The sequence below is a fragment of the Paraburkholderia ferrariae NBRC 106233 genome (assembly GCF_000685035.1).
In the GTDB taxonomy this organism is placed as follows: Bacteria; Pseudomonadota; Gammaproteobacteria; order Burkholderiales; family Burkholderiaceae; genus Paraburkholderia; species Paraburkholderia ferrariae.
Window position 1 is genome coordinate 326,645 of the sequence record NZ_BAYB01000002.1, and the last position, 15,358, is coordinate 342,002.

18 protein-coding genes and 1 pseudogene are annotated in these 15,358 nt (G+C 64.5%); 9 read left to right on the forward strand and 10 right to left on the reverse strand.

The genetic code is table 11. The features are described 5' to 3' along the window. Nucleotides 1-54: 54 nt before the first annotated feature. Nucleotides 55-639: a vWA domain-containing protein gene (locus BFE01S_RS01755; RefSeq protein WP_042337073.1), complete on the forward strand. Its 585-nt coding sequence runs from the start codon at nt 55-57 to the stop codon at nt 637-639. On the opposite strand, the gene BFE01S_RS01760 is transcribed toward BFE01S_RS01755, so the two are convergent. Both BFE01S_RS01760 and BFE01S_RS01765 read right to left on the reverse strand, forming a co-directional pair. Then, on the reverse strand, nt 628-1,548 hold the full coding sequence (locus BFE01S_RS01760; RefSeq protein ID WP_028224108.1) for a flagellar brake protein: 921 nt from the start codon (nt 1,546-1,548) through the stop codon (nt 628-630). The two genes, BFE01S_RS01755 and BFE01S_RS01760, sit on opposite strands and share 12 nt — an antisense overlap. Nucleotides 1,549-1,612: 64 nt before the next feature. After that, nucleotides 1,613-2,389 carry a hypothetical protein gene (locus BFE01S_RS01765; protein ID WP_028224109.1) on the reverse strand — a complete coding sequence of 259 codons (777 nt, stop codon included), beginning with the start codon at nt 2,387-2,389 and terminating at the stop codon, nt 1,613-1,615. A 385-nt stretch (nt 2,390-2,774) separates the two neighbouring features. Between BFE01S_RS01765 and BFE01S_RS01770 the strand changes: the two genes are divergently transcribed. Beyond that, nucleotides 2,775-4,334: a methyl-accepting chemotaxis protein gene (locus tag BFE01S_RS01770; RefSeq protein WP_028224110.1), complete on the forward strand. Its 1,560-nt coding sequence runs from the start codon at nt 2,775-2,777 to the stop codon at nt 4,332-4,334. A 36-nt stretch (nt 4,335-4,370) separates the two neighbouring features. Here BFE01S_RS01770 and BFE01S_RS01775 read toward each other — a convergent pair whose 3' ends face one another. After that, nucleotides 4,371-5,087, reverse strand: coding sequence for a GNAT family N-acetyltransferase (locus BFE01S_RS01775; RefSeq protein WP_028224111.1), 717 nt, complete (start codon nt 5,085-5,087; stop codon nt 4,371-4,373). A gap of 96 nt (nt 5,088-5,183) precedes the next feature. On the opposite strand from BFE01S_RS01775, the gene BFE01S_RS01780 reads away from it, so the two are divergent. Further along, a complete protein-coding gene (locus BFE01S_RS01780) occupies nt 5,184-6,155 on the forward strand; it encodes a GlxA family transcriptional regulator (RefSeq protein ID WP_028224112.1) in 972 nt (323 codons plus the stop codon). 74 nt (nt 6,156-6,229) lie between these two features. Here BFE01S_RS01780 and BFE01S_RS43835 read toward each other — a convergent pair whose 3' ends face one another. Continuing rightward, entirely contained in the window at nt 6,230-6,376 is a 147-nt protein-coding gene (locus tag BFE01S_RS43835) for a hypothetical protein (RefSeq protein ID WP_156966867.1), read from the reverse strand. A 2-nt stretch (nt 6,377-6,378) separates the two neighbouring features. Here BFE01S_RS43835 and BFE01S_RS42440 point away from each other — a divergent pair. Continuing rightward, a pseudogene (locus BFE01S_RS42440) lies at nt 6,379-6,567 on the forward strand (SDR family oxidoreductase); the annotation flags it as partial. On the opposite strand, the gene BFE01S_RS01785 reads toward BFE01S_RS42440, so the two are convergent. Both BFE01S_RS01785 and BFE01S_RS37040 read right to left on the reverse strand, forming a co-directional pair. After that, the gene (locus tag BFE01S_RS01785; protein WP_028224113.1) at nt 6,567-7,727 is read right to left on the reverse strand and encodes a GGDEF domain-containing protein; all 1,161 of its coding nucleotides are present in this window, start codon (nt 7,725-7,727) and stop codon (nt 6,567-6,569) included. The pseudogene BFE01S_RS42440 and the gene BFE01S_RS01785 sit on opposite strands and share 1 nt — an antisense overlap. Nucleotides 7,728-8,041: 314 nt before the next feature. Next, on the reverse strand, nt 8,042-8,461 hold the full coding sequence (locus BFE01S_RS37040; protein ID WP_052420759.1) for an NAD(P)-binding domain-containing protein: 420 nt from the start codon (nt 8,459-8,461) through the stop codon (nt 8,042-8,044). Between BFE01S_RS37040 and BFE01S_RS45410 the strand changes: the two genes are divergently transcribed. The 3 genes from BFE01S_RS45410 to BFE01S_RS01810 all read left to right on the forward strand — a co-directional run bounded on the left by BFE01S_RS45410 (nt 8,429) and on the right by BFE01S_RS01810 (nt 10,465). Then, nucleotides 8,429-8,632, forward strand: coding sequence for a type 2 periplasmic-binding domain-containing protein (locus BFE01S_RS45410; protein ID WP_407668171.1), 204 nt, complete (start codon nt 8,429-8,431; stop codon nt 8,630-8,632). The two genes, BFE01S_RS37040 and BFE01S_RS45410, sit on opposite strands and share 33 nt — an antisense overlap. Before the next feature lie 117 nt (nt 8,633-8,749). Further along, a complete protein-coding gene (locus BFE01S_RS01800; protein WP_028224114.1) occupies nt 8,750-9,193 on the forward strand; it encodes a hypothetical protein in 444 nt (147 codons plus the stop codon). Nucleotides 9,194-9,499: 306 nt separating this feature from the next. Next, the gene (locus tag BFE01S_RS01810) at nt 9,500-10,465 is read left to right on the forward strand and encodes an alpha/beta hydrolase family protein (protein WP_028224115.1); all 966 of its coding nucleotides are present in this window, start codon (nt 9,500-9,502) and stop codon (nt 10,463-10,465) included. 37 nt (nt 10,466-10,502) lie between these two features. Here the strand turns inward: BFE01S_RS01810 and BFE01S_RS01815 are convergent, their stop codons facing one another. Further along, nucleotides 10,503-10,826 carry a hypothetical protein gene (locus BFE01S_RS01815; protein WP_028224116.1) on the reverse strand — a complete coding sequence of 108 codons (324 nt, stop codon included), beginning with the start codon at nt 10,824-10,826 and terminating at the stop codon, nt 10,503-10,505. A 16-nt stretch (nt 10,827-10,842) separates the two neighbouring features. Here BFE01S_RS01815 and BFE01S_RS01820 point away from each other — a divergent pair, with 16 nt between their 5' ends. Further along, nucleotides 10,843-11,139: a hypothetical protein gene (locus tag BFE01S_RS01820; protein ID WP_028224117.1), complete on the forward strand. Its 297-nt coding sequence runs from the start codon at nt 10,843-10,845 to the stop codon at nt 11,137-11,139. Nucleotides 11,140-11,383: 244 nt separating this feature from the next. On the opposite strand, the gene BFE01S_RS01825 is transcribed toward BFE01S_RS01820, so the two are convergent. The 3 genes from BFE01S_RS01825 to BFE01S_RS41700 form a co-directional block, all read right to left on the reverse strand. Then, nucleotides 11,384-11,953, reverse strand: coding sequence for a YdeI/OmpD-associated family protein (locus tag BFE01S_RS01825; RefSeq protein ID WP_028224118.1), 570 nt, complete (start codon nt 11,951-11,953; stop codon nt 11,384-11,386). 525 nt (nt 11,954-12,478) lie between these two features. Further along, on the reverse strand, nt 12,479-12,856 hold the full coding sequence (locus BFE01S_RS01830) for a RidA family protein (protein ID WP_028224119.1): 378 nt from the start codon (nt 12,854-12,856) through the stop codon (nt 12,479-12,481). Beyond that, complete coding sequence (locus BFE01S_RS41700) at nt 12,853-13,725, reverse strand: alpha/beta hydrolase (RefSeq protein ID WP_156966868.1); 873 nt, start codon at nt 13,723-13,725, stop codon at nt 12,853-12,855. The genes BFE01S_RS01830 and BFE01S_RS41700 overlap by 4 nt, the downstream gene beginning before the upstream one ends. A gap of 240 nt (nt 13,726-13,965) precedes the next feature. Between BFE01S_RS41700 and BFE01S_RS01840 the strand changes: the two genes are divergently transcribed. Then, complete coding sequence (locus BFE01S_RS01840) at nt 13,966-15,276, forward strand: MFS transporter (RefSeq protein ID WP_028224121.1); 1,311 nt, start codon at nt 13,966-13,968, stop codon at nt 15,274-15,276. The last annotated feature ends 82 nt before the right edge of the window (nt 15,277-15,358 follow it).

Consider the following 15,358-nt stretch of genomic DNA (forward strand, 5'->3'; position numbering starts at 1 on the left):
CGGCGGCGTGATGGTCCGGGCCGGGCGGCACGCGACGGCGGCAAGGGCGCGCGCATTGCGTGGCTGCCCACGCTTGCGGCCAAACAGGGCGAGCACCTGCGCGCCGATCATCTGCGCTACGCGCGGCGCAAAACCGGCACGGGGGCGCTGCACTGCTTCGTGCTGGACTGTTCGGCTTCGATGCTGGCCCGCGGGCAGCTTGCGCTGGCCAAGGGCCTGCTCGCCGCGCTCTTCGACCGCGCGCGCAACGACCGCGTGGAAGTGGCGCTGATTGCCTTCGGCGGCACGCGCGCCGAATTGCGTTTTGGCCCGGCGGTGCCGCGCTGGTGGAACGAACGCTGGCTTGCGCCCATCGGCGCGGGCGGCGGTACGCCGCTCGCGGCCGGCATGGAAGCGGCGGCGCGCGTGCTTCAGTCCTCCGCACGCCGGGACACGGCCCGGCACCGCCATGTGTGGCTGCTCACCGACGGTCGCAGCACGCAGTGGCCTGCGCGCCCGCGTCATGCGGATCACGTTACCGTGGTCGATTTCGAAACGGCAACCGTGCGCCTCGGCCGCTGCGCAGCGTTAGCCGAGGCCTGGGATGCGCAATGCATCGACGCTCATGCGCTCCTCGCTACCGGGGCGTCAGCGTTCTGAGCCTGTCCAGTAGAGCACGTCGTCCTGGCGGTCGAACACATAGACCTTCATCGCCATCTGCTCGGTGGCGCTGAGCCGGTCGAGTTCGAGCCCGAGCGTAGCGGGGGAATCCTGACCGCCCTCATGCTGCACGTTGCGGATCACGGCGCTGGTTTCGATGGCGGTCTCCACATCGCCCGAGCGCAGATTGAACGCAATGCGCAGGCGCTCGCCCACCTGGCCCACGGCCCAGGCCGCCGAAATGGAGAGCCCGAGCGCGCTGATGCCGCGCGCGAGCGCAATGCCCTCGTAGCCCGCGCCGTTCTCACCAAGCCCGTAGCGCACCGGAATGCGCGCACGCACGCGGATCGACTTGCGCTCGCGCAGCCGGCGGATCGCGCCGGGCTTCGAGAGCACGAGGTATTCGACCGGCGACTGGCAGATCGCCTCCACGGAGCAGACGAAGCGGAACACCGCCTGGCTCGCAATCGCCACGATATCGACGTTCTCGCCCGGCATGAGCGGGACCATGCGGCCTTCGACATGGGGCGGCGTGACGAACAGTATTTCGTTGGGTGCGAAACCAATCAGGCGGCAGGGATGCATCGGGCCGCTGCTGCCGCCCATCTGCGCGCGCAGGCCCATGAGCGCGCCCAGCGTGAGATGCATGTCGCGGACGGACGCGAACGCTTGCGCGCCCCCCGCGCCGGCTTCTTCCTGCGGCGCATCGGGCACTTGCTGGTCGCCGCGATGGGGGACGAAATGTTCGAAGAGGAAATTGCGTTCCGCTTCGTTCACGAGGATAACGCCGCGATCGAGCAGCAAGGTGCCGTCGCGATCGATCACGGGCCAGGCGAGCGGCTGGCCTGGCGGCAGCGCCTCGGGCGTGAGCGGGGTAGCGTGCGTGGTGGTGTCTTCGGCGGGTGTCATCGGCGCGCTCCGGATAAACGTCAGGATCTCTACGTTTACGGCAATGGAAAGGAAAAGTTCATATCTATTCTACGGGGTCCGTCGCCGGAATGTGCATCCGATAGAACGATAGTGCCTGCAGGGCCAGGGCACAGAGCATCGCGCTGCCATATGCGCCGAGCATATTCATCCGGGGCAGCGCGAGGCTCAGCACATAGAAGAAAGCGGCGAAGCTGAGCAGCCCCGCCACCATGCCGCGCATGACCTGCCGGGCAGCGGCGGGGCCGGCCATGCGATGCGCGAAGATCACGAGAATGATCGCCATGAACGGGAAGGAGGCGAGCACGCCGCTCACGCGTGGCCCGACCCAGGGGGCGATCAACGTCACGCCCACCACGAGGCAGGCGATGAGCACCATGCGGGCGGGCAGGTCCCACCAGGGTGCCGCGAGGGCGGCGGTCCGCGCCGGGTTGCGGGGCATGAGGCCAAGCGCGAGCGCGATGGCCAGCACTGCCACGAGAAAGAGGCCGGTTTGCTGGAGCGCGCTCCATTGCAGCAGGGCGGCCACGCCCGCAAACGTTGCGCACGCACCGATGAGGGCGCGTGGCCATCCGAGGGGCGCAAGCCGGCCATAGACGAAACAGAAGGCTGCCTGGGCCACGGTGGCGACCAGCGATCCCGAGGTGGCCTGCGTGGCGAATGCCGGGCCGTGTTCGAGCGCGAGAAATACGGAGATCGGCCCGGACGTGAGCGGCAGGCCGACCAGCAGGCCGCCGATCGTTTCGCCCCAGCGGCGACTGGCGAGGGTGGCGGCCAGCAGCAGGAGCGGGGTGACGACGAGTTTGAAAACGAGCAGGTCCATGACGGGCGATGCTACGCGGAAATGGCTGGCTGCGCCGGCGATGCCGCCGCGCAGGAAGATCGCCCTGCCCTGATTTTATTTTGGATTGCAGAATAAATAAGTGGCGTGACCCGAAGTGCCGGCATACCGCGGCGGAGTCCGCAGTCATTCATCTGATGATTGAATCCTTCCGCCTTTCATCATGCGTTCCATAAAAGTCGCGTGACAGCCACGTGTCCCCGGCCCAACCCTGGTCGGCCTTTCCCCAATATTTTCGCACTCAGGGAATGCGCCGCCGCGCCGTTAACCAGTGGGGACCGCCACCGTCGCGCAGGTATCGCAGGGGGGCGGTCGAACATGGGGCCCGGCAATCGGGACGGCACTGGCTGGCGATGGAGAAGACGGCGTGGACCGGATGAGCTTGAACACCAAACTGTGGCTCGCACTATTGATCACCTGGCTCGGCCTGCTGGGCCTGGGCGGCTGGGCTGCGTGGCAGTCGCGCACGACCATGCTCTCGGAGCGCAAGGCCGCGGTGCAGAACGTCGTGGAGGCGGCCTACGGCATCGTGGCCGACTACGCGAAGCTCGTCGACCAGCACACGCTCACGATCGACGAGGCGAAGCAGCAGGCCATGGCGCGCCTCGCGGCCATGCGCTACCCGGGCAACGGCTACATGATCATCACGACGGCTACGCCCGTGGTCATCATGCATCCCACGCTTGCCGACCTGCGCAACAAGGACGTTTCGCACTACGCCGACACCGACGGCAAGCTGCTCTTCGTCGAGATGGTCAAGCTTGCGCAGGCGCAGGGCCAGGGTTTCGTCGATTACATGGCGCGCTTGCCCGGCAACAACGAGCACGTGCCGAAAATCAGCTTCGTCAAGCGCTTCGATGCGTGGGACTGGTATCTGATTTCGGGCGTGTACGTGAACGACATCAATGCCGCTTTTCGCGCCAATCTGCTGCGCTATCTGCTCACCATCCTCGTGATCGGCAGCTTCAGCACGATTGCGCTCGTGCTCATCATCCGCAACGTGAAGCGCAGCCTGGGCGGCGAGCCGGCCTATGCCGCGCAGGTGGCGGAGACGATTGCGGACGGCAATCTTTCGCAGGCCGTCGCACTTGCCGGGGACGACCAGCGGAGCATGCTGTTTGCGATGCAGCGCATGCAGGGCCGTCTGGCCGATGCGATCCGGCGCATTCGCGGCGGCACCGAGACCATCACGGTCGCCGCCGAACAAATGGCGGCCGGCAATCTCGACCTGTCGGCCCGCACCGAGGAGCAGGCCGCTTCGCTGGGCGAAACGGCGGCGAGCATGGAGCAGCTCACCGCCACCGTCAAGCAGAACGCCGACAACGCGCTGAAGGCGAACCAGATGGCCCTGAGCGCATCGCAACTCGCGGGCGAGGGCGGCGCGGTGGTCGGGCGCGTGGTCACGACCATGCAGGATATTGCGGCGAGCTCCACGCGCGTCGTCGATATCATCGCCGTGATCGAGAGCATTGCGTTTCAGACCAATATCCTCGCCTTGAATGCGGCCGTCGAAGCGGCGCGCGCCGGCGAAGAAGGGCGCGGCTTCGCCGTGGTGGCGGGCGAAGTGCGCAATCTCGCGCGCCGCAGCGCGGACGCTGCGAAGGAGATCAAGAGCCTGATCGAAGATTCGGTGGCGCGCGTGGGCGAGGGCAAGAATCTCGTGGAAAACGCGGGCGGCACGATGCAGTCGCTCGTGGACGCCGTGAAGCGCGTAACCGACATCATCAGCGAGATCTCGGCCGCGTCCGAAGAGCAGAGCCGCGGCATCGAGCAGGTCAACGTCGCGATTGCGCAGATGGATCAGACCACGCAGCAAAACGCGGCGATGGTGGAAGAGGCCGCCGCCGCGGCGCAGTCGATGCAGGAACAGGCGCAACTGCTGCGCGAAGTGGTTAACATGTTCCGCTTGCGCGAGACGGCCGCCTGACGATGCCCGGTCTGGTCTGGTCTGGCGGCCGGCGGCTCAGGCCTCGCCGCCGCCGAGCACCAGCAGGTTCATTTCGCGGCGCTCGACGAACCCGAGCGCCCGGTACAGCGCAATCGCCCCCTGATTCGACGTGACCACGTGCAGGAAGGGCGTTTCTCCCCGCGCGCCGATGGACGCGATCAGCCGTTTCATCAGGCCGGCTGCGTGGCCCTGGCCCCTGAAAGCCGGGTCCACGCACACCGCGCTGATCTCCGTATAGCCGTCGAGACGCATGCGCTCGCCCGCCATGGCGGCGAGCTTCCCTTCCTTGCGTACGCCAAGATAATCGCCGAGCTCGATCGTGCGCGGGCCAAACGGGCCGGGCTCGGTTGCGGCGGTGAGCGCGAGCATCTCGGGGACATCGGCGGCCGCGAGCCGCGTGTGCTCCCACGCGTGCGCCGGATCGGGCGTGCCTTGCCAGATCATTTGCAGCAGCTTCGCCTGCCTGAGGACCGTGAAGCTGTCCGGCGGCGCGATCGCCCCGGCCGTGACCAGGGCGGCCGGGCCGTGCGTGCCGATCAGTTCGCGCAAGGCGTCGAACGAAGCCGGACCGGCATCGGCAACGGCGGCAAAGGGGCCGATTGACGACGGCAGCCGCCGCGCCCGCTCGTCCCCCAGAGCAAAGCGGTGCAGCGGGCCGGCGAGCGCGTTCCACACGACCTCGTCGAGCGGATGCGCCCCGCGTAGGGGGTTCTTGTGTGCTGCTTCAGACATCGTTGGCTCCTGCCTTTCAGTGTACGTAGCGCAGAATAGACTTTAACCGCTCCGCACAGTAGCATCGTAAATGACATTATTCGAGTCGTTTACGCCATGCGCATTCTGGTCTTTTCTCTCGACGGCGTGTTCGATACCGGCATGGCCGTCGTGCTCGACGCGCTGGGGATGGCGAACGCGCTGTCCGCCGCTACGGGCACGCCGAGCCCCGGCGAGCCGCCGCCGTTCGAAGTCGAACTGGCGGGCCTGAAAACCCGCGTCACGACGGCGCTCGGCCTGCACGTGGCGGCGAAGAAGGCGCGCGCCATGCCCGCGCCCGACTGGGTCGTGATGCCCGCGATCAGCGCCGCCACGCCGGAGGCGCTGGTGCAGAGTCTCGAACTTCCCGCCGTCCGCGAAGCCGGTGCGCAACTGCGCCGCTGGCAGGAGGAGGGCGCCCGCATCGCGGCTGCCTGCATCGGTACTTTTTTGCTCGCCGAATCGGGCCTGCTCGACGGGCGGGAAGCCACCACCACATGGTGGCTGAGCCCGCTGTTCCGCCGCCGCTATCCGCAGGTGCATCTCGACGAGGACCGCATGCTCGTGCCGTCGGGCCCGTTCGTGACGGCGGGCGCGGGCATGGGCCATCTGGATCTCGTGCTCTGGCTGATCCGCCAGGCGAGCCCCGCACTGGCGACGCTGGTGGCGCGCTACATGCTGGTGGATGGACGCGTCTCGCAGGCGCCCTACATCATTCCCGATCACCTCGCGCACAGCGACCCGCTGATCGAACGCTTCGAGCGATGGACGCGCGCGAATCTGGCCACGGGCTTTTCGCTGCAAAAAGCGGCCGAGGCGCTGGCAACGACGCCGCGGACTTTGCAGCGGCGCGCGGAGGCCGTGCTCGGCAAGTCGCCGCTCGCGTACTTCCAGGACCGGCGGGTGGAGCGCGCGCGGCACCTCATCGAAACGAGCTCGATGGATATCGAGGCCATTGCCGCCGAAGTGGGCTATGCCGATGGCGCAACGCTGCGCACGCTGCTGCGCCGCAGGCTGGGGCGCGGGGTGCGCGAGCTGCGTGCGGGCTGAGACCAGGAAGTCATCGTCTTGCCCACCATGCAGGCTATCGTCGAACGTGCAGGCTATGCGCCCGCAGGTCAGGGTTAGGGATCACGGTCTTTTGCACTGGACAGGTTGGGTGTACTGACGATCTCCAGGTGATTGCCGACCCCGAGGCGCAGTTCGAAGGCGGTCTGTTCGACGCTGGCCGAACGCGACAGCAATAAACGCCGGGCTTCGAGAAGACGCAACTTATGGACCCCTAAAAGCCGCTGTCGAGGCGCTGACCCGCTACATGGCCCTCGAACTCGGACCGCGCCGCATTGCGGTCAACGTCGTCGCACCGGGTGCTATCGCGACCGACTTCAGCGGCGGCATGGTGCGCGACAATCCGGAAGTGAACAAGATGGCGGCGTCGAACACGGCGCCCGGCCGGCCCGGTTACGCGACGTCCCGCAGTGCGCCCTCAGCCGCCGTCACCACGCGGTTACGACCCATCGCCTTTGCCGCGTAGAGCGCCGCGTCGGCGCGCGCCATCGCGCGCTCCAGCGTGTCGTCCCGCAGTACCCGGTCCACCCCTGCGCTCAGCGTGCAGCGCGGGCCGTCGCCCGGCGATTGCTCGACGGCAAGCCGCAGCGCGTCCGTCAATTCCGCAGCCTCGTTCTTGCGCGCGTTGACGAACACGATCGCGAACTCTTCGCCGCCCAGCCGCCCGAACAGGTCGCACGGGCGCAACTGGCCCAGCACGACCGAGGCGACGCGCGTGAGCGTGCGGTCGCCTATCGCGTGGCCAAAGCCGTCATTGACGGCCTTGAAATTGTCGATGTCGAGAATGGCAATGGAGAGCGGCTTGCCCGTGAGCAGTGCATGCGAAACCAGGCTGTTTGCTTTCGCCATGAACGCCCGGCGCATGAGCGCGCCGGTCAATTCGTCGATGGTCGCCAGATGCTCCATCTTCTTGACGATCCGGTCGTGAGCGAGCATCACGAGGCCAATCGACATGCAGGGGAACGAAACGATTGCCACGCCGAGCAACAACACGTTCCAGGGCGAGGGCTGCAGATAGGTGACCGGCGGCACGGCACCGAACAGAACCGAGACGAAGCGCGCGACATGAACGCCGGCGCCCAGGTAGGCCGCAGCGGTCACGAACCGGCTGGCATAGCGCGCGCCTTCTCGCGGCGAGTGGCGCAGCACCAGCGTGCCCACGGCGATCCGCCCGTAGGCCATGGCTACGGAGATAAGGAGGACGCGCATCTCGTTGCTGGGCGACACGCACGTGAAATACACCACCGCAGCGTAGGCGAGGGCGACCGCCGCCAGCTCGGCATGCCGCACGGGACGCATGCCGAAAAACTGGCGCGTACCCTGCACGAGCACCAGCACGGCCACGAATGCAATGAAGGTAATGCCGACGATCGCCACCGGATGCGGTTGATCGCCGGCCAGCAGGACCGCCGACGAAGCCACCGCGAACAGCGCATAGCCCACGCTCCAGCGGCCGATGCCCGGCACGGCGGCCCGATGCAGGGAACCCAGGATGGCCACGCTCATCAGGCAGGAGACGATCAAAATCCCGAATAGCGCGATGGGGCTGAACATGAATGGAGGGCGGGCCGTGAGAGCGGGCGAATCCGGATAAATGGGAAGCGTTCGGTTGCGTGAAAGCAAAACGAAAACATTCGGGCTGCGAATTGCATTCAAAAGCGCACTGCAATTGCGCCGCTGCGGCGAAAGTGTAGCGTATCGCGCGTTGATGCCGGGACAAGATGCCGGGCGAGCGACTCTCCTGAAAGCCGCTTCGGCCAGGCGCCAGGCGGGGACGATTACCTTGCTCGGCCCTGCGGACCTCGCTCGACAGGTCCTGAAAAATCAGCCGGCCCCACGTGCGCCCGCGGGCAGATGGTTGAGGGCCTTCACCAGCTTCGCACCGGGCAGTGCCCGGGCAAGACGGCGGTGGAAGGCAGGCCGCCCAGTTCGTCCAGGGGAACGCCGAACGCATTGGTTGCGTCCACCACGATCTTTCCCTGCCAGCTTTTTGCGGCCCGTGCGACCTCGCGGTGAGCGTCGAAGGGAACGGCCAGAATAACGACATCGGCGTTGACCGCTTCCTCAATGCGCTGGGCAACGAGCGACGGGCCGATCTGCGCGGCAAGGGCCGCGAGCGCGTTCAGCGGCCGCCGGCCCGCCACGGCGACTTCGATTCCCTTGCTGGCGAACGCCTGGGCGATGGCCGTGCCGATCTTGCCCAGCCCGATGATGGCAATCTTTCGTCCAATAGCGTCGAGACGATACTTGCCGGCGTGCTGGCGGGCGTGGGCATCGGCATGTTCCATCGTGCTTCGCTCGTGGGGGAACTCCGGCATCCGGACGTGATGACGGTGCTCGAAGCGTTCACGAACGAACCGCGGGACGTCAGCCTGATCTGGCCGAAGCGCCGGTTCGTGCCGGCGCGCGTGCGCCGCGCGACACAGTTCTTTGCTGCGGCACTGCCGCTTCGACTCTAGACGATCAGAGCGCGGACACATGACGAAGGGGTTTCAGATCGACCGCGGTACACTGTCGCGCCGAAAAAAGCAGTCCTTCCTCAAGAAAAGCGCAACACCGAACCCCGGGAGAACCGTGTGAAAGAATTTCGCAAGCTCTTCGTTGCTGCCGTTTCAATGGGCTCGATACTCAGTACCGGCGTGCTGGCTCAACAGGCGCCGCAGATCGATCCGGCGCTGCTCAAGCAGATCCAGCGATCGACGCTGCACGACGTGCATGCCACCGGCAAAGTGATGACCGTGGGGAAGAGCACCGGCGACGACGGCAAGCCGCACATGCTGGTAGGCATACGGCTCGATCAGCCGCTGGCCGGCGGTGTCACAACCGTTACTGCGACGGTAACGCATAACGAACCGCCCCAGCCGGTGCAGACCGGGCTCGGCATACACTCCGGGCACGTCAAGGTGGTCGATTCGGTGGACGTGACGTGTCCCGTCGTGAACGTCATCACGATCAGGACCACGACGAACGCACTCGGCGAGGAGTGCACCTTCAATGGCTACACGGGGCCGCTTTCCTGATCTTGATGCTCAAGGGTGCGGTGTCCGGGTGCCGGCTGCCCGGGTTCGCCAAACCGGCGCCCGCCTCGTCGCGCACGAGCACGACACCCCGATCGATCGGCCATTCTCGCGACCGTCGCATCGAAGTGGGCACAGTTCGACGCCGCGGAGTATCCGTTCGTGCGGCGGGTTGCGGCGCAGTTGCCCGGCCACGACGAGCGGCAGCAATTCCTGGAGGGTATCGACCTTATCCTGGCCGGTATCGAAACCCTGCGATAGTCGGTTCCGTGGTGAGCGAAAACCGGCAGCGTCAACTCGGGAGTTTCTATGAAGGCATGGATATCGGCGGTGCTGCTCGGCTTGTCCGCGACACTCACGCACGCGGCGGGCATCAAGGTCATCCAGGTTCCAGCCGATGCCGATGGCCCGGCGCTCAAGGCCATGGTGTGGACGCCGTGCGCCGGGCCCGCGCAGGAACTTCCGATCGGGCCGACGATCCTCAAAGGGCGGCGCGATTGTCCTACCGTAGGCGAAAAACTCCCGCTGATCGTCATTTCGCACGGCCATGGCGGATCGTATCTCGGCCACCACGACCTGGCCGAAGTGCTGGCGGATGCGGGCTTCGTCGTGGCGGCGCTCAACCATCCCGGCGACACCTACTCCGACATGAGTCATGCAGGCGAGTATTCGGCGTTCGTGGAGCGGCCCGAGGACATCAAGCGCCTGATCGACTACATGCTGAGTGCCTCGCCCGACGCAGGCAAAATCGACGCGCAGCGCATTGGATTTTTCGGCTTTTCGCGCGGCGGCTACACGGGCCTGGTGCTGGCCGGCGGCGAGCCGGATTTTCTGCACGCCGACGTGCCTTGCGTGGATCCCACGGCGCCGATCTGCATGCAGCTTGCGCGCCGGGACCTACCCTCGACGCCCATGACGCATGACCCGCGCATCAAAGCCTTTGTCATTGCGGATCCGCTCAATGCATTCCCGAGCGCGGACGACCTGAAGAACGTGAAAGCGCCCATTCAGCTTTGGGCCTCGGAATTCGGCGGCGATGGCGTGCAACCTCGCAATGCCCCGGCGCTCGCTAACGCCTTGCCGCAGAAACCGGAATTCCACCTTGTGCGGAATGCGGCGCATTTTGCCTTTCTGGCGCCGTGCTCCGACGCCTTGAAGAAAGACGCGCCGGACATTTGCGTCGATGCCAACGGCTTCGATCGCGTGGCCTTTCACCAGCAGCTCGATAGCGCGGTGCGCGCGTTCTTTGAAGCAAATCTGCGGCCGCCCGGATAAGTCTGGGCGACCGCCATGCCGAAGCGGGCGCCGGCGCTCAGGCCGTGGTCGAGACGAGGCCAGTGGTCTGGCCGTTGGCGAGCATGAGTTGAACGAGTTCGGATTGGGCTGTTTCGAGTTCCGATTCGATCTGGCTGATTTCGTTGGCGCCGCTGTCCTGGGACGCGGAAGCGCCCGAGGTGCTGCTGGCGGTAACACCGGAACTGGCTGCGCTGCCCGAGGCGCTTGGGGTGCTCGCGGTGGTCGTGCCGTCTGCGCTGTAGATGCCGGTGCTGCCCTGACCGGATGCTGCGGACGATGAGTTTGCCTTCCCGCTCAACGTGGCCAGTTGCGCTTCGAGCGACTGGATGAGCGCCTTCAACTGATCGATCTCGTTGGTGGACGAAGAACTGGAGGAGGAGGATGCGCCGCCTCCACCGCCACCACCTGCCCCGCTGCTCGACTTCGCGGAGGACGTAGAGGAGGTTGTCGAGCCCGAGGACGACGAGGCGGTGCTGGATGACGCGCCGGTCGAGGTGCTGCCGGAAGCGGTCGTTGTGGTTGCCGCCGTTGTCGATGCGCTCGTGCTGGCAGGCGTAGACGTGGCCGTGCCGCCGGTCGTGTTCGTCCCGAGCGCGGCCGCTGTCACCGAGGAAGTGGACTGTATCTGCATGGTCTCTGGAAATTCCCGATAAATGCCTTAACCGGGATAACGGCGGGTGTTGTTGATTTCTTTAGGCCGTTGGTGCCGCGGGTGCGCAGATTCAGCTAACTTGATGCTTTCGATCGACTTGCGATTTATGAGGGTTGTGGGAGTCTTCAATGAAGGCAGGTCTGTGGCGAGAAACCCGGCGGTTTCAGGATGGAAGCCGGGCGCCTGGATTACGCCCCATGATTGGGGAAAGGAGCGCATTGCGACGGTTGAATGAATTTCATGGTCTAGGGATGAATGGTTTCGCCGCGATTCAGCATGCCGATGAACTCCTCGATCTTGCGCACCCGTGTTGCGGGCTTTTTGGCATTCTGTATCCGAAACAGGATGGCGTAGCGGTTTCGGCCGTTCAGCGTCGCAAAGAACGCGCTGGCCTTGGGATTGGCATCCAGTGCGGCCTGCAGGTCGTCCGGCACGACCGAGTTGCTGGCCGACGTATAGGCAGCCTCCCAGCGGCCATCCGCTTTGGCTTTATCGATTTCCTGCATGCCCGAAGGAAGCATTCTGCCTGCGGCGATCAGCGCTTCGGCCCGGTCTTTGTTGAGCCTGGACCAGATACTTTTTGCGGAGCGCCGAGTGAAACGTTGCAACCAGTATTCTTCACTTTCAGTCTGTTTTTGACCGTCGATCCAGCCATGACAAAGGGCACTTTCTAGCGCTTGTTCGTAGGTCAAGGTTGGCTGCCCGGCCCCCTTTTTGGCAAGGCGAAGCCATATCCCGGTCGAGGTGCGGCCGTTTAGCGTCAACCAGTTTTCCCATTCCTTCGGGTCAAGAAATGTCAGGCAAGGCTCAGTCACGGAGGGTCCGAATGGTTGCATTCATGCAGCGAGGCTTTTTCGTTCACTGAAACCTCACAGATTACCGATTTCCCGGATTTGGGAATACCCGATTTATCGACAATTCAGCGTGTATCCATCGGAGGGAAGACGGGAGTCTTTGCTGAAGGAACATCCAGTTGAGCGGTTTACCACCAACATCTGCCATTGCCATCGGTTCAGGCGACGACCGAAGTGGGTGTTGTGCCCGCCGTATAGATTGAGCATCCGAGGCGATCCTTCGCGCTCGGGGGGGGCGGGCTGGCCGGCCAACTGCGGCCATCGGTATCGATCTTCACGACGACGTTCGATCGTCAGCTTGACTCCATCTAACGGACATCCGTACCTCGGAGGCAAGGGCGCGTTTAGTTAACCTGTCTAAATAGAGCTCACGCTTTTCTGGAAATCGTCCCGCCCGGTTACCGGATCTCCAGGCGCGGCCTCAGACTTGCTTTTCGCACCTGTCGTGGCGGATGAATCGGCGCATCGCGCCAAGGCAGCCGAATGTCAGCGGGATAAAACCGCATTAACCACGATCTCTATGCGCATTCCGGGGACGACGAGTGCTTTTACCGCGGCACTCGATCGATTGGGAAAGGGTTGACGGAAGAATTCACGGTAGACCTTGTCGATGACAGGCATGTCTGCGATATCGATCATCTGGATCAATACCTGGGTGACGTCGTCGAGCGTGCCGCCCGCTGCGGTCATTGCGCGTTCGAGATTCGCAAACGTCAGGCGCGCCTGTTCCTCGACCGGTCCGGTGTCGATCGACCCGTCAAGTCGAACCGGTCCATGTGCCGTGAACATCATGTCGCCGGCACGCACGGCCCACGAGAAGGGCTGGCCGAGTTCAGGCAGTCCGACATCGATGACTTCTTTCACAATGGCGCTCCCTCGAACATGTTTTCCAGCGATGCATACCAGTGGCTGTTCGGGTCACTCAACACAAGGTGCGTGTCGAAGTGGTCACGACCCTGTTCGACATGGCAGGTGACGGGCGTGGACTGACATTTGAGCAGAGCGGCCAGACGGCGATTCGACCGGATGACGCGCGGCGAATCGTATTCCCCATAGCTCAGCGCAAAAGCCAGCTCGTTGCCGGCCGTCCAGCAGACCGGGCTGAATACCCCGTCGTCGTCCGCGTCCGCGAGCACCATCTCGTACACGCGCGCTTCGAGACTGTCGGGTTCAGGCTCGGGATGGCTCATGTCCATGATGCCGCTGATGGGCGCGCAGCCACGGATGGCGATGCGATCGACCATCGGACCGTTGCCGTGCCTGAAACGCAGCGCAGTCAACGCGGCCAGATGGCCGCCTGCAGAATGCCCCGCCAGATAGACATTGCGCAGGTCGCCCTCGAACGTTTGCGACGCGGCAAGCGAGTGCAGCAGCAACAGGCAATCGTTGAAAGCTGCGGGCATGCGATGTTCCGGTGCGAGGCGGTAGTCAGGCAGCACCAGCACCGCGCCGAGGCGGGTGACGTGCTCCGCCATGAACCAGTTCCATTCCTTGTAGCCGTTTGTCCAGCCGCCGCCGTGCCAGAAAATGACGACGGGAGCGCGTTCGGCCTGGCGCGGATAGAAAACGTCATACGTTTGCTGCCGATGCTGTCCATAACGGACGTTGCACTCGCGGCGCAGATGCGTGGACACGTGCTGCGCCCACGACACAACAGTGCTGGCATAGCGCTGCGCGGCCAATGTCGGCAGCGGCATCTGTGCCTCCAGTCGAAATTGCTCCTCGGTCGTCACTCGGATTCCTCAGCGTTGATGGGCCGTCCGACCGGGCGTCGAGCGGCACTGCGAATAGTTTGGTCGCATCATATAACAATCTAAAATTTATATAAACAGTAAAATTTATGTTGACTCGGATTTTTTACAAGCCAAGAATGACGACAAATCGTGGTGTCGAGGCTCGTCGATCAGGCGTAGCGACGCCGCCGCCTTTGGCGTTACCCGCGCAGGAGGCCCGATCAACTTGAGGAGAGAACGATGGATCAATCTTTTGGCACGACGGTCATGCGCAAGGTGACGCTCCGGATCGTGCCGCTGCTGTTCGTACTGTGGCTCGTGAACTTTCTCGACCGCGTCAACGTGAGCTTTGCGGCGCTCGACATGACGCGTGCCTTTCATTTCACGCCGGAGGTCTACGGCTTCGGCGCCGGCATCTTCTTCATCGGTTACATCCTGTTCGAGATCCCGAGCAATCTGGCGCTGCAGCGCTTCGGAGCCCGCGTGTGGCTTACGCGGATCATCGTCACGTGGGGTCTCGTGTCAGGGCTGCAGGCGTTCATCTTCAACGAGACGAGCTTTATCGCGATCCGCTTTCTGCTCGGCGTGGCCGAGGCAGGCTTTCTGCCGGGCGTGCTTTACTACCTGACTCGCTGGTTCCCGTCGGAACAGCGCGCACGCGCAATCGGCCAGGTCATGTCCGCGAACATGATCGCGGTGGTGATCGGCGCACCGCTTTCCGCGTTCGTGATGTCGCTGAGCAACGTGGGCGGTCTTGCCGGATGGCAGTGGGTGTTCATTCTCGAAGCGCTGCCGGCGGTGGCGCTTGGCATCTTCACGTACTTCTTTCTCGCAGGCGAACCGGCAAACGCAAAATGGCTCGACACGGCCGAACGCGACTGGCTGCTGGCGACGATGAAGCGCGATCAGGAACAGGCCGCATCGATGGGAACCGAAAAGCTCGGCGTAGCGCTGCGCCAGCCGATCGTCTGGCTGCTGGGGCTGCTTTACCTGCTGGTGGGGGTCGGCTTCTTCGGCATCACGCTGTGGCTGCCGCAGATCATCAAGCAGATTTCCGGCATGTCGACCGTCACGGTCGGTGTGCTGAGCGCCGTTCCCTTCCTGCTCGGCGCAGTGGCGATGATCCTGAACGGCCGCCATTCGGACCGGTCACTGGAACGCCGCTGGCATCTGTCCATTCCTCTCGCCATCGGCAGTGTGGGCCTTGCCGCCAGTGCACTCGGTCATTCCGCGGATACGGAACTCGCGTGGGTTTGCGTCGCGCTGTTCGGGATCGGCGCTTCGCTCAGCGTGTTCTGGTCGATCCCGTCGTCGTTCCTGACGGGCCGCGCAGCGGCCGGCGGACTGGCGCTCGTCAACGTCATCAGCGGCTTTTCCGGTTTCCTCGGACCCTACGCCATTGGCTGGATTCGAGGCCATTCGCCGGATTTCTCGAATGCGCTGTTCTTCATGGCGGGCAGCGTGGCCGCCGCGGCGATCCTGGCCGCGACGCTGCCATTTCCCGACGCCCGACAGCGGCCGGTCAGTGCCGAGCCCCGATCAATCGGCTGAGGCTGTCTTGTGCGGTTATCGACACGGCGATTGAAGAAACGGCCAGCCCTCGGGCCGGCCGTTTCTTCATGTCACCTCGCGC

Bases quoted from the DNA above. Each gene is read 5' to 3' on its own strand.
- BFE01S_RS01760 (WP_028224108.1), bottom strand. From the start codon at position 1,548: ATGACACCCGCCGAAGACACCACCACGCACGCTACCCCGCTCACGCCC.
- BFE01S_RS01775 (WP_028224111.1), bottom strand. From the start codon at position 5,087: ATGTCTGAAGCAGCACACAAGAACCCCCTACGCGGGGCGCATCCGCTC.
- BFE01S_RS01780 (WP_028224112.1), top strand. From the start codon at position 5,184: ATGCGCATTCTGGTCTTTTCTCTCGACGGCGTGTTCGATACCGGCATG.
- BFE01S_RS37040 (WP_052420759.1), bottom strand. From the start codon at position 8,461: ATGGAACATGCCGATGCCCACGCCCGCCAGCACGCCGGCAAGTATCGT.
- BFE01S_RS01840 (WP_028224121.1), top strand. From the start codon at position 13,966: ATGGATCAATCTTTTGGCACGACGGTCATGCGCAAGGTGACGCTCCGG.
- BFE01S_RS01810 (WP_028224115.1), top strand. From the start codon at position 9,500: ATGAAGGCATGGATATCGGCGGTGCTGCTCGGCTTGTCCGCGACACTC.
- BFE01S_RS01785 (WP_028224113.1), bottom strand. From the start codon at position 7,727: ATGTTCAGCCCCATCGCGCTATTCGGGATTTTGATCGTCTCCTGCCTG.
- BFE01S_RS01765 (WP_028224109.1), bottom strand. From the start codon at position 2,389: ATGGACCTGCTCGTTTTCAAACTCGTCGTCACCCCGCTCCTGCTGCTG.